The 12,259-nt window shown below is 66.6% G+C and carries 12 protein-coding genes; 7 read left to right on the plus strand and 5 right to left on the minus strand.

Going from position 1 to position 12,259, the window contains the following annotated elements; all coding sequences use genetic code 11:
• Positions 1 to 164: 164 nt before the first annotated feature.
• The gene (gene pip, locus CG50_RS04420) at positions 165 to 1,136 is read right to left on the minus strand and encodes a prolyl aminopeptidase (protein WP_036635569.1); all 972 of its coding nucleotides are present in this window, start codon (positions 1,134 to 1,136) and stop codon (positions 165 to 167) included.
• Positions 1,137 to 1,219: 83 nt separating this feature from the next.
• Here pip and ubiG point away from each other — a divergent pair, with 83 nt between their 5' ends.
• Positions 1,220 to 1,963: a bifunctional 2-polyprenyl-6-hydroxyphenol methylase/3-demethylubiquinol 3-O-methyltransferase UbiG gene (ubiG, locus tag CG50_RS04425; protein ID WP_036635943.1), complete on the plus strand. Its 744-nt coding sequence runs from the start codon at positions 1,220 to 1,222 to the stop codon at positions 1,961 to 1,963.
• A gap of 97 nt (positions 1,964 to 2,060) precedes the next feature.
• Here the strand turns inward: ubiG and mog are convergent, their stop codons facing one another.
• On the minus strand, positions 2,061 to 2,597 hold the full coding sequence (gene mog / locus CG50_RS04430) for a molybdopterin adenylyltransferase (RefSeq protein ID WP_036635571.1): 537 nt from the start codon (positions 2,595 to 2,597) through the stop codon (positions 2,061 to 2,063).
• Positions 2,594 to 3,823: an argininosuccinate synthase gene (locus CG50_RS04435; RefSeq protein ID WP_036635573.1), complete on the minus strand. Its 1,230-nt coding sequence runs from the start codon at positions 3,821 to 3,823 to the stop codon at positions 2,594 to 2,596. Before CG50_RS04435 ends, mog begins: the two co-directional genes overlap by 4 nt.
• A 206-nt stretch (positions 3,824 to 4,029) precedes the next feature.
• Here CG50_RS04435 and ilvA point away from each other — a divergent pair, with 206 nt between their 5' ends.
• Positions 4,030 to 5,277, plus strand: coding sequence for a threonine ammonia-lyase IlvA (ilvA, locus tag CG50_RS04440; RefSeq protein WP_036635575.1), 1,248 nt, complete (start codon positions 4,030 to 4,032; stop codon positions 5,275 to 5,277).
• On the opposite strand, the gene CG50_RS04445 is transcribed toward ilvA, so the two are convergent.
• Positions 5,229 to 5,630 carry an Hpt domain-containing protein gene (locus CG50_RS04445; protein ID WP_051909495.1) on the minus strand — a complete coding sequence of 134 codons (402 nt, stop codon included), beginning with the start codon at positions 5,628 to 5,630 and terminating at the stop codon, positions 5,229 to 5,231. The genes ilvA and CG50_RS04445 overlap by 49 nt on opposite strands.
• A 114-nt stretch (positions 5,631 to 5,744) precedes the next feature.
• On the opposite strand from CG50_RS04445, the gene CG50_RS04450 reads away from it, so the two are divergent.
• Complete coding sequence (locus CG50_RS04450; protein WP_036635577.1) at positions 5,745 to 7,010, plus strand: PP2C family protein-serine/threonine phosphatase; 1,266 nt, start codon at positions 5,745 to 5,747, stop codon at positions 7,008 to 7,010.
• On the opposite strand, the gene CG50_RS04455 is transcribed toward CG50_RS04450, so the two are convergent.
• Positions 7,007 to 7,444, minus strand: a complete 438-nt coding sequence (locus tag CG50_RS04455) for an NUDIX hydrolase (RefSeq protein ID WP_036635579.1) — start codon at positions 7,442 to 7,444, stop codon at positions 7,007 to 7,009. The genes CG50_RS04450 and CG50_RS04455 overlap by 4 nt on opposite strands.
• A 99-nt stretch (positions 7,445 to 7,543) precedes the next feature.
• Here CG50_RS04455 and hslO point away from each other — a divergent pair, with 99 nt between their 5' ends.
• Genes hslO through CG50_RS04475 form a run of 4 tightly spaced genes read left to right on the plus strand, consistent with a single transcriptional unit; the run spans position 7,544 to position 12,171 of the window.
• A complete protein-coding gene (gene hslO, locus CG50_RS04460; RefSeq protein WP_036635581.1) occupies positions 7,544 to 8,563 on the plus strand; it encodes an Hsp33 family molecular chaperone HslO in 1,020 nt (339 codons plus the stop codon).
• The gene (locus CG50_RS04465) at positions 8,556 to 9,152 is read left to right on the plus strand and encodes a CoA pyrophosphatase (protein WP_036635583.1); all 597 of its coding nucleotides are present in this window, start codon (positions 8,556 to 8,558) and stop codon (positions 9,150 to 9,152) included. Before hslO ends, CG50_RS04465 begins: the two co-directional genes overlap by 8 nt.
• The gene (locus CG50_RS04470; RefSeq protein ID WP_036635585.1) at positions 9,149 to 10,294 is read left to right on the plus strand and encodes a CCA tRNA nucleotidyltransferase; all 1,146 of its coding nucleotides are present in this window, start codon (positions 9,149 to 9,151) and stop codon (positions 10,292 to 10,294) included. The genes CG50_RS04465 and CG50_RS04470 overlap by 4 nt, the downstream gene beginning before the upstream one ends.
• 38 nt (positions 10,295 to 10,332) lie before the next feature.
• Positions 10,333 to 12,171: an ABC transporter ATP-binding protein gene (locus tag CG50_RS04475; protein ID WP_036635586.1), complete on the plus strand. Its 1,839-nt coding sequence runs from the start codon at positions 10,333 to 10,335 to the stop codon at positions 12,169 to 12,171.
• Positions 12,172 to 12,259 lie beyond the last annotated feature (88 nt).

Consider the following 12,259-nt stretch of genomic DNA (forward strand, 5'->3'; position numbering starts at 1 on the left):
CTCTCGTTTGCCGCTGCCCGAGAGGTCGTCCGTTTCGCCGGGCCGACATCGAGCAATCCTCGATGCGGTCCGACATCACGCATGTGCGTCAGAGGGGCCCGGCCCGCAGATGCTACATCGGGATCGGCGGCGCGCCGTTCAAGAGGGCGTGATGCGAAAACCTGTCAGGCGCGCATCCGGTCGGTGGCGAGGACCAGCTCGCTCGCGATGCGCGGCTCGCTCATCGCGTGGCCGGAGGCGGGCACGAAGGTCAGCCTTGCGCGTGCCCAGCCCTGGGCCAGAGTCCAGGCGTTCACCGGCGGGCAGATCATGTCGAACCGGCCCTGGATCAGCAGGGCGGGGATATGCTCGATCCGGTGGCGGTCGCGCAGGATCTGGTCGTCGGCCTCCAGAAATGCGCCATGGGTGAAATAGTGGTTCTCCAGCCGCGAGAAGGCGCGGGTGTAGTCGCTCGGCGCCTCGGCGGGGTGGCCGTCGTAATCGACCGAGGCGAGGGCGTTCTCCCACATCGCCCAGTGCCGCCCGTAACGGCATTCCTGCGCGTAATCGCCCGAGAACAGCCGGCGGTGATAGGCCTTGATCAGATCGCCGCGCTCGTCTTCGGGGATCGGGCGGATGAACTCGTGCCACAGGTCGGGGAAGAACTGTCCGGCGGCGCCGGTGTAGAACCAGTCGAGTTCCGCCCGCGTGGCGAGGAAGATGCCGCGCAGGATCAGCCCGGTGACACGCCCCGGGTGGGCCTCGGCGTAGAGGAGCGCGAGGGTGGAGCCCCAGCTGCCGCCGAAGATCATCCAGGCGTCGATGCCGAGGAGGGTGCGGATCCGCTCCATGTCGGCGACGAGATCCCAGGTGGTGTTGTTCTCGGTTGCCGCCATCGGGCGCGACTGGCCGCAGCCGCGCTGATCGAACAGGACGATGCGGTAATGCTGCGGATCGAAGAACCGCCGCATCGCCGGGCTGGAGCCGCCGCCCGGCCCGCCATGGCAGACGATGACCGGCTGACCGTCGGGGTTGCCCGACTGCTCGACATAGATCCGGTGTCCGCCACCGACGTCGATCATCCGGGTGTCGAACGGCGCGATCTGCGGATAAAGAAAGGCGCCGGGGCTGCGCTTTTGACCTGCGTTTCTGTCCATGAGCGGACTATATAACGGCAAAGCACCCTCCGCCACGGGAAGGTGCACCGCTGACCGGAGAGAGCCCGATGGATACCGCCCCGATGGACAAGACGACGAAGACGATCGACCCCGCCGAAGTGGCGAAATTCGAGGCGATGGCGGCCGAGTGGTGGGATCCGAACGGCAAGTTCAAGCCGCTGCACATGCTCAACCCCTGCCGGCTGGATTACGTGACCGGACAGATAGCACAGCAGTTCGGCCGTGATCTGAAGGCGCCGGCGCCCTTCGCCGGGCTGAAGGTGCTGGACATCGGTTGCGGCGGCGGGCTGCTGAGCGAGCCGGTGGCGCGGCTGGGCGCGGATGTGGTGGGCGCCGATGCCGCCGAGCGCAACATCCCCGTCGCACGGCTGCACGCCGAGGCGCAGGGCCTTGCCATCGACTATCGCCATTGCGCCGCCGAGGACATCGTGGCGACGGATGAGCGCTTTGACGTGGTGATGGCCTTGGAGATCATCGAGCATGTCGCCGATCCTCAGGGGTTCGCGCAGACCTGCGCCGATCTGCTGAAGCCGGGCGGGCTGATGCTGTGCTCGACGCTGAACCGCAATCCGAAGAGCTACATGATGGCCATCGTCGGGGCGGAGCGGATCATGCGCTGGCTGCCGGTGGGCACGCATGACTGGGCGAAATTCGTCACCCCCGACGAGCTGGAGACGATGATCCGCCGCACGGGGCTGGATTTCGTCGACCGCAAGGGGATGGTGTTCAACCCGATCACCTGGCGCTGGAAGCTGTCGGATCGCGATCTGTCGGTGAATTACATCACGGCGAGCGTGAAGCGCTGACGGTTCGGGGGCGAGAGGGGCTCTGCCCCTCGGCCTTCGGCCTCACCCCGGGATATTTGTGGAAAGCCGAAAGGCAGCCGTCACTTGCGGGCAGGCGTCATTTCGCCTTCGGGCGGAAGGACTGGATGCGGGCGGGGTCGGTCTCGATCCGCGCGGCGCCGATCAGGTCGAGGCAATAGGGCACCGCCGCGAAGACCGCGTTCAGGCAGGTCGCGATGGCGGTGGGCTTGCCCGGCAGGGTGATGATCAGGCTTTGTCCCGCGATGCCGGCCGACTGGCGCGACAGGATCGCCGTCGGCACTTCGAGGAGCGAGGCGCGGCGCATCTCCTCGCCGAAGCCGGCGAGTTCCTTCTCGATGACAGCGGCGACGCCTTCCGGGGTCTGATCCGAGGGGGCGGGGCCGGTGCCGCCGGTGACGAGGATCAGGTCCGCCTGTTCCCCGACCAGCCGGCGCAGCAGTGCGGCGACGTTGTCGCGCCCGTCCGGGATGATGTCGCGGGTGATGGTGAGGGGGGTGGTGACCACCTCCCTCAGCCAGGCCTCGCAGCCGGGGCCGCCCTTGTCCTCGTATTCGCCGCGGCTGGCGCGGTCGGAGACGGTGACGATGGCAGCCCGCGGCTGCGCGAGGCTCATTTCTTCGCCACGCGGGCGTTGCGGGCGGCGATCAGCTTCAGCCGCAGCGCGTTCAGGTGGATGAAGCCGGCAGCGTCCTTCTGGTCGTAGGCGCCGGCGTCTTCCTCGAAGGTCACGTGCTTCTCGCTGTAGAGCGAATAGTCCGACCAGCGCGCCACGGTGCGGGCGAGGCCCTTGTAAAGCTTCAGCTTCACGGTGCCGGTGACATAGGTCTGCGTGTTGTCGATCAGCGCCTGCAGCGCCTCGCGCTCGGGCGAGAACCAGAAGCCGTTGTAGATCAGCTCGGCGTAGCGGGGCATGATGCTGTCCTTGAGGTGGCCCGCGCCGCTGTCGAGGGTGATTTCCTCGATGCCGCGGTGGGCTTCCAGCAAGATGGTGCCGCCGGGGGTTTCGTAGACGCCGCGCGACTTCATGCCGACGAAGCGGTTCTCGACGAAATCGAGGCGGCCGATGCCGTGCTTGCGGCCGTAGTCGTTCAGCGCGGTCAGGATCGTGGCCGGGCTCATCGCCTCGCCGTTGATCGCGACGGCGTCACCCTTCTCGAAGGTGACTTCGATGTATTCCGGCTCGTTCGGCGCATCCTCGGGGGAGACGGTGCGCTGGTAGACGTAATCGGGTGCCTCTTCGGCGGGGTTCTCCAGCACGCGGCCTTCGGACGAGGTGTGCAGCAGGTTCGCGTCGACCGAGAACGGCGCTTCGCCGCGCTTGTTCTTGGCGATCGGGATCTGGTTCTGCTCGGCGAATTCGAGCAGCTGGGTGCGCGACTGCAGCTTCCATTCGCGCCACGGTGCGATCACGCGGATCGTCGGGTCGAGGGCGAGGGCCGACAGTTCGAACCGGACCTGGTCGTTGCCCTTGCCGGTGGCGCCGTGGGCGATGGCGTCGGCACCGTATTTGTGGGCGATCTCGACGAGATGCTTCGAGATCAGCGGCCGGGCGATCGAGGTGCCGAGCAGGTAGAGCCCTTCGTAGACCGCATTGGCGCGGAACATCGGGAACACGAAGTCACGCACGAATTCCTCGCGCGCGTCGAGGATGTTGATGTTCTCGGGCTTGATGCCGAGGAGTTCGGCCTTCTTGCGCGCGGGTTCGAGTTCCTCGCCCTGGCCGAGATCGGCGGTGTAGGTGATGACCTCGCAGCCGTATTCGGTCTGCAGCCACTTCAGGATGATCGAGGTGTCGAGGCCGCCGGAATAGGCAAGCACGACTTTTTTCGGTGCGGACATGGGTGGGACTCCCCGGGTTTCGGACATTTCGCGCGGGATAGAGCGTTTTTCCCTGTATCTCAAGGGTTGCAATGTCATGGATACAGAGGGTTTTCGGTCGAGGTGGATCGTTTTTGTGCGCGTCATTTGATTTTTTGTTGCTATGTTTCGCTTCTGAGGGAATTTTTCTTGCAATGTGCGGTGGATTTGGGCAATAGAGCGGCATCATGACCCAGTTTGCTCTCGATGCTCAGTCCGCCACCCGTGCCTTGCGTGCGTTGTTCGATCCCACGCCGCTGCAGCACAACGAATTCCTGTCCCGCCGCTACGGGGCGGAGATTTGGCTCAAGCGCGAGGATCTGACGCCGGTGCGCAGCTACAAGCTGCGCGGTGCCTTCACCGCGATGCGGCTGGAGATCGAGCGCGAACCCGATGCCAAGCATTTCGTCTGTGCCTCTGCCGGCAACCACGCGCAGGGTATGGCTTTCGCCTGCCGCCATTTCGGCGTGAAGGGAACGATCTTCATGCCGGTAACCACGCCGCAGCAGAAGATCGACAAGACCCGGACCTTCGGCGGCGATGCGATCGAAATCGTGCTGACCGGCGACTATTTCGACCAGACCCTTGCGGCGTCGAAGAAATATTGCGCCGAGGCCGGGGCCTATTTCCTCGCGCCGTTCGACGATGCGGACGTGATCGAAGGGCAGGCTTCGGTCGCGGTCGAGATCCTCGATCAGCTTGGACGTGCGCCCGATCTGGTGGTGCTGCCGGTCGGCGGCGGCGGTCTGGCGGCCGGTGTCACGGGCTATCTGCGCGCGACAGCGCCGGAAACGGATTTCCGTTTCGTCGAGCCGCTGGGCGGTGCCAGCCTGACCGCAGCCGTTGCTGCGGGCGAGCCGGTGACCATCCACGAGGTCAACAGCTTCGTCGACGGCGCTGCAGTCGCCCGGATCGGCGAGCTGAATTTCCGTTCGCTCGACTGGGTGAAGCCCGAGCAGGTTTTGCTGGCCCCCGAAGATCGTATCTGCGTCACGATGATCGAGATGCTGAACGTCGAGGGGGTGGTGCTGGAGCCGGCCGGTGCGATGGCCATCGACGCGCTGAAGGACCTGAAGGACGAGATTCGCGGCAAGACCGTGGTCTGCGTGACCTCGGGCGGCAATTTCGATTTCGAGCGCCTGCCCGAGGTGCGCGAGCGTGCGCAACGGTTCTCCGGGTTGAAGAAATACTTCATCCTTCGGATGCCGCAGCGTCCCGGAGCGTTGCGCGAGTTTCTGCATATGCTCGGCCCTGACGACGATGTGGCGCGCTTCGAATACCTAAAGAAGTCGGCGCGCAACTTTGGCTCTGTGCTGATCGGTATCGAAACCAGGCAGCCCGAGGCCTTCGCCGCTCTCACGTCGAAGCTGGATGCGGCCGGGTTCAGCTATCGCGACATCACCGAGGACGAGATCCTCGCCGAATTCCTGATCTGAGCCGGCGGCGGAGCACGGGCCGACAGGCCAGTCAGGAACGCCTGCTTCGAGACCTCGTAACACTGACGCAGCGCGGCGATATCGATCCGCGCTGTGGGGTCGGCGTGGCAGGTCTGTTCGGCCACCAGACATTCCGCGGCGAAGCGACTGAAGCCGAGGTTGAGGGCTGCCCCTTTCAGAAAATGGGCTGCTGCCTCCCGGTCGGGGGCGGTTCCGATCTGCGACAGGGCCTGTTCCACCTCATCCAGAAACAGATCTATGACCTCGGCCATCTCCTCCTCGCCGATGTCGGTGCGAAGGTCTTCGATTCGGTCCCAGTTGATCATCTTCGCCTCCGTTTCCACGATCAGCATGGGGCGAATTCATTTCCGGATGCTTAACGGCGAAACGGTCAGGCGTTCATCGAAAATTAGGGCCTTGTGACACACACTGCTCCCGGTTCTGAGCAAGGGGGTCGCGTGGGACATATGGCGCAACCGGAGGCGAAGGCTCTGCCGGGCGGGGCGGGGCGGCTTTGCGTTCTGGTTGTGGACGACAGCCGGATGCAGCGCCGGATCCTGACAGCTCAGCTGACGCAGGCGGGCTATTTCGTCCGCGAGGCGGCCTCGGGGGAAGAGGCACTGACGATCTGTCGGGCGGCGCCGCCCGACATCGTATTGTCCGACTGGCTGATGCCAGGGCTGTCGGGGCTTGAATTCTGTCGCATCTTCCGCGGCATGGAACGCCAGAGCTATGGCTATTTCGTGCTGCTGACCTCGCGCCCGGAAAAAACGGATGTGGCCCTGGGGTTGCAGGCGGGGGCGGACGATTTCCTGCAAAAGCCTGTCAACGGAGCTGAGTTGCGTGCCCGTCTGGCTGCCGGGGCTCGTGTCCTGCAGATGGAACGCGAACTTAAGGAGAAGAACCGGATGCTGGCCGCGGCGCTGGCAGAAATGCGGGGGCTTTACGACACCATCGGCCGAGACCTCGACGAGGCGAGAAATCTGCAGCAAAGTCTGATTCGGGAAAGGTTCCGCTCTTTCGGCTCGGCGCAGGTGTCGCTGATGCTGCATCCCTCGGGGCATGTGGGCGGCGATCTGGTCGGGTTCTTTCCGATCAATGCCCGGCGAGTCGGGCTTTACGGCATTGACGTGTCGGGACATGGGATCACCTCGGCGCTGCTGGCCTCGCGGATCTCGGGATATTTGTCCGGGGCGGCTCCGGAACAGAACATTGCCCTGGTTCAGACAGACCTGGGCTTCTACGACGCCCGCGATCCCGCGGAACTGGCCACGGCGATGAACCGCCTGATTTTGGAGGAAATTCACACCGAAAGCTATTTCACCATGATCTATGCCGATGTCGATCTGGTGTCGGGGCGGGTGGCGCTGGTGCAGGCGGGGCACCCTGCGCCCGTGGTCCTGCGGTCGGATGGCGGGGTAGAGTTCCCCGGGCAGGGTGGTTTGCCGATCGGGCTGTTCGATGCGGCCGAGTGGGGGACGGTCAATCTGCGGCTGTGTCCGGGAGACCGGCTCCTTCTGGGGTCGGACGGGATCACCGAGGCGGAAGGTGCGGGGGGGGCGCTGGCCTCGGAGGGGCTGGGGGAGATGATGCGCAGCTGTGCCGGTTTGCGCGGGCAGGCCTTTCTGGATGCGCTTTACTGGCAGATCGAGGAGCGTTCCTCCGGGCATCTCGCCGACGACATCTCGGCAGTGCTGTTCGAATTCGACGGGGCGAAGCGCAATGCCGACTAGTGTCCGAGCCAGCGCGCCAGAAAATGCCTGTCACCCTGATTCGCCAGCAGGTCGAGTGCTTCCTCGGGGGTGACCCAGACGGCCGTGTGGCCCATTTCCCGCGGCGCGCTGTGCTGCAGGATCGGCCGGGCCACGAAGATCGAGCAGATCTTTTCCGCCCAGAATTCGTATTCCGGCATCCATACGAAACGGCGATAGGCCCCGAGGCGTCGCGGATTGGCGATGCTCCAGCCGGTTTCTTCGAAGGCCTCGCGGTGCAGGGCCTGAAGCGCGCCTTCGCCCGGGTCGATGCCTCCGCCCGGAAGCTGGTATTCGGGGACCGGCGCCTGTTGATGGGTCAGCAGGATCTGCCCGTCGCGTTCGAGAATCGCATAGGCCCCGGGGCGTTTGCGATAGGTTTGCCCGCGGACGATGGCCTCTCCGAAGCGCCGCATTTGTGTCTGCCTTTCGCTGCCCTTGGGCGGAACGGTTGCCGGCCCTACATAGGCAGGGTATGGCAGCCTAAGGGCTGAACGAAAACCCCCGGGAAACAGATGACCACGCTTTCGCAAATCGCTTGGGACGATACCGTCCTGCCGTTTCAGCTCGACCGTTCGGATGTTCGCGGCCGTATCGCGCGCCTCGATGGGGTGCTGGATCGGGTTCTGGCGCAGCACGATTATCCGCCCGTCGTCGAGGCGCTGGTGGCCGAAGCCGCTCTGCTGACCGCGCTGATCGGTCAGACCATCAAGCTGCGCTGGAAACTGTCGCTGCAGATCCGCGGCAACGGCCCGGTGCGCACTATCGCGACAGATTATTACGCCCCCGGTGCCGATGGCGGACCGGCGCATATTCGCGCCTGGGCCTCGTTCGACGCCGAGCGGATCGATCCTTCGGCCAAGCCGTTCAGCCAGATCGGCGAGGGGTATTTCGCCATCATGATCGATCAGGGCGAGGGGATGCAGCCCTATCAGGGGATCACGCCGCTCGAGGGCGGGTCGCTCGTCGCCTGTGCCGAGACCTATTTCGCCCAGTCGGAGCAGCTGCCCACGCGCTTCGAGCTGGCCTTCGGCCGCACCACCCTGCCGGGTCAGGGCGAGCACTGGCGCGCCGGTGGCACGATGTTGCAGCTGATGCCGCAATCGCCCGTCGCCGCGCGCGAGGGCTCGGGCACCGATGGGGTGCTGCGCCATACCGACATCCTCGCCGGCGAGGAGGACGAGAACTGGCAGCGCGCCAATATCCTGCTCGATACCGTCGAGGAGGTGGAACTGATCGGCCCGCGGGTCGATCTGACCTCGCTGCTGGTGCGACTGTTCCACGAGGACGAGCCCCGCGTCTTCGACCCTCAGCGCGTCGAATTCGGCTGCACCTGCTCGGAGGAACGGGTCCGCGACAGCCTGGCGATCTATTCCGCCAAGGACATCAGGACGATGACGACCGAGGAAGGCACCGTCACCGCCGATTGCCAGTTCTGCGGCGCGCATTACATCTTCGATCCGCGCTCGCTCGGGTTTGAGGCGACGGTCAATCCGGATGGCACCCCGCGCGAGGGCGACGGTACCGATGCCTGATCTGTTCGCCCCGGTTGCCGCCGCTCTGGCCCGGCCGGGGCGGCCCTCGTCGGATTACGATCTGAATGGCGCGACACCGCTGCCGGAAGGGGCGCGGTTGCGCCCGGCTGCGGTGCTGGTGGCGTTGCAACAGGGGCCGGATGGGCTGCACCTGCATCTGACGAAGCGCAGCGCGCAGCTGCGCCATCACCCCGGTCAAATCGCCTTGCCCGGCGGCAAGATCGAGCTGAACGACCCCTCGCCGGTTTGGGCTGCGCTGCGCGAGGCGCGCGAGGAAATCGGGCTCGATCCGGCAAATGTCGAGGTGATGGGCACGCTTGCTCCGCATCGGACGGTGACGGGCTATCTCGTCACCCCGGTTGTGGCGAGGGTGTGCGCGCCTTTTGTCCTGTGCGCGGAGCCCGGTGAGGTCGAGGAAGCCTTCTGCGTCCCCTTCGCCCATTTCGCCGATCCGGCGAATTACCGCATCGAGGGCCGGCTGTGGCGCGGCCAGCAGCGGTGCTATTACGTGGCGCCCTGGGGGCCTTATTACGTCTGGGGCGCGACGGCGCGGATCCTGCGCAGCCTCGCCGACAGGATGGCGGAATGAAGATCGCGGCGCAGTGGCTGACCTCGGCCCCGGTGCAGCAGGTGCTGGGGATGCTGAGCGGGGCGGGCCATCGCGGCTTTCTGGTGGGGGGCTGCGTGCGCAACGCGCTTCTCGGCCGGCCGGTCGCCGACATCGACATCGCGACCGATGCCCTGCCCGAGACCGTCATCGCGCTGGCCGGGGCGGCGGGGCTGAAATCCGTCCCGACCGGGATCGAACACGGCACCGTCACCGTGATCGCCGGGGGCGAGCCGCATGAGGTCACCACCTTCCGGCGCGATACCCATACCGATGGCCGCCATGCCACCGTGGCCTTCACCACTGACATTGCCGAGGATGCGGCACGGCGCGATTTCACCATGAATGCGCTTTATGCCGCGGCCGATGGCACGGTCATTGATCCGGTGGGCACCGGGCTGGCCGATCTGACGACGGGGCGGGTGCGCTTCGTTGGAGAACCGGAGCGGCGGATCCGCGAGGATTACCTGCGCATCCTGCGGTTCTTCCGGTTCTCGGCGCTGTATGGCGATCCGGCGCTGGGCCTCGATGCCGGGGGGCTGGCGGCCTGTGCCGCGCTCGCCGATGGGATCGACGGGCTGTCGCGCGAGCGGATCGGCCATGAGATGCGCCGTTTGCTCGATGCGCCCGACCCGGCCCCGGCCGTTGCCGCGATGCGGGCGGCGGGGGTGCTGGCCCATGTGCTGCCCGGCGCCGACGATCGGTCTTTGCCGGTGCTGGTGCATCTCGAGGACGGGCAGGCGCCCGACTGGCTGTGTCGTCTGGCGGTTCTGGGCGGCGGGGACGCGGCCGATGCCCTGCGCCTGTCGCGGGCCGAGGCGCGCGATCTGGCCCGGTTGCGGCAGGCGGCGCTTGTGGGCGGCGATCCGGCGGTTCTGGGTTATCGGCTGGGCGCGCGGATCGGGGCGGCGGCGGTGCTGGCCCATGCCGCGCTGAGCGAGATGGCACCGCCCGCCGGCTGGGCCGGGGCGGTCGCCTTCGGCGCCCGGCAGCGCTTCCCGCTGCGTGCCGCCGACCTGCCCGAAGGCGTTGTCGGACCCGAGATCGGGCGCCGGCTGCGCGCGCTGGAAGAGCGTTGGATCGCCTCGGGCTTCCGGGCGGGACGCGACGATCTGCTGGGCTGACGCTTTCCGCATCGGGGCGGGCGCGCTATATCCCGGACATGCAAGATGATCTGACGCAGACCGATGCCTTCCGTCCGGCCGATGGGCCGCCACCGCAACGCCTCGGGGCCTTCATGCGCTGGTGCGTGCGGGGCATGTGGCCGGCACTGTGGCTGGCGGGCGCGCTTTCGGCGTTGGCGGGCTGCATGGAGGTGGTCTCGGCCTGGCTGCTCGGCCGGGTGATCGACGGCGTTCTGGCCACCCCGGCCGAGCGGGTGTTCGCGGAAAACGGTTGGCTGATTGCGGCTTTCGTTTTGTTTTACATGGTGTTGCGGCCGGGCGCCTTCGGGCTGTCGTCCTGGGCGTCGAACCTGCTTATCAATCCGAACGTGATGCCTCTGGTGCTGTCTCGGCTGCATCGCTGGACGATGGGGCAGGCGGTCACCTTCTTCGACAATGATTTCGCCGGCCGCATCGCGCAAAAGCAGATGCAGACCGCGCGCGCCGTCACCGATACCGCGACCGAGGTCATCAACACCGGGATGTTCGCGCTGGCCTCGGTCGTCGGATCGGTCGCGATGCTGTTGACCATCGACACCTGGGGGGCGGCCGGCATGGCGCTGTGGCTGGTGGCCTATGGCGTGCTGATCCGGGCCTATCTGCCGCGGCTGCGGGCCTGCTCGGCCGAGCGGGCGGCGAGCCGGGCCATGGTCACCGGGCAGGTGGTCGACACCATCACCAACATCAAGACTGTGAAGCTGTTCGCCCATGCCGAGCACGAGGACCGCGCGGCGCTTGGCGCGATGGCGCGGTTCCGGCTGGCGGCGCGGGCGTTCGGGCAGGTCTCGACCACCTATCGCACGGCGCAGATGGCGCTGTCGGGGATCTTGCCGGTGATGCTGGTGGGCGGGGCGGTGCTGATGTGGTGCAACGGTCAGGCCAGCACCGGCGAGATCGTCGCCTCGGGCGCCATCGCGATGCGAATCTCGCAGATGTCGGGCTGGGTCAGCATGGCGCTGATGGGGATCTGGGGCTCGGTCGGCGAGATCGAGGACGGGATGAAGACGCTGGCGCCCGCGCATGCGCTGAGCGATCGGCCGGATGCCAAGGTTCTGTGCCGGGTGCGCGGCGAGGTGCGTTTCGAGGATGTCGGTTTCGCCTATGGCCGCGCAGGGGGCGGCGGGCTGGCGGGCGTGACGCTGAGCATCGCGGCGGGCGAGAGGATCGGCATCGTCGGTGCCTCGGGCGCGGGGAAGTCGACGCTGGTCGCGCTGCTGCTGCGGCTTTACGACCCGGAGACCGGGCGGGTGACGATCGACGGCACCGACATACGCGACGTGACGCAGGAATCTTTGCGCCGCCAGATCGGCATGGTCACGCAGGAGACGGCGATGTTCAATCGCTCGGCCCGCGAGAACATCCTTTACGGCCGGCCCGACGCGACCGAGGCCGAGATGATCGCCGCCGCCAAGGCCGCCGAAGCGCATGAATTCATCCTGAACCTCGTCGATTTCAAGGGCAATCGCGGCTATGACGCGGCGCTTGGCGAGCGGGGGGTGAAGCTGTCGGGCGGGCAGAGGCAGCGGATTGCGCTGGCGCGGGCCTTCCTGAAGAACGCGCCGATTCTGGTGCTGGACGAGGCGACCTCGGCGCTCGACAGCGAGGTCGAGGCGCAGATCCAGGACTCGCTCGGCCGGGTGATGGAAGGCAAGACGGTTCTCGCCATCGCGCACCGGCTGTCGACCATCGCCGAGATGGACCGGATCGTGGTGATGGATGCCGGCCGGATCGTCGAACAGGGCCGCCATGCCGATCTTCTGGCCGCGGGCGGGCTTTATGCGCGCTACTGGGCGCGGCAGTCGGGCGGGTTTCTGGGCGTCGAGACGGTTGCGGGCTGAGGAAACGTGCCGGCTGGCGCTGTGGCGCGGGCTTTGCTAAGGCGCGGGACCGATGGCGGGGGCGCAAGGGGGCTCTGCCCCCTCGGGC

Origin of the sequence: Paenirhodobacter enshiensis, from assembly GCF_000740785.1 — a bacterium.
GTDB lineage: Bacteria > Pseudomonadota > Alphaproteobacteria > Rhodobacterales > Rhodobacteraceae > Rhodobacter > Rhodobacter enshiensis.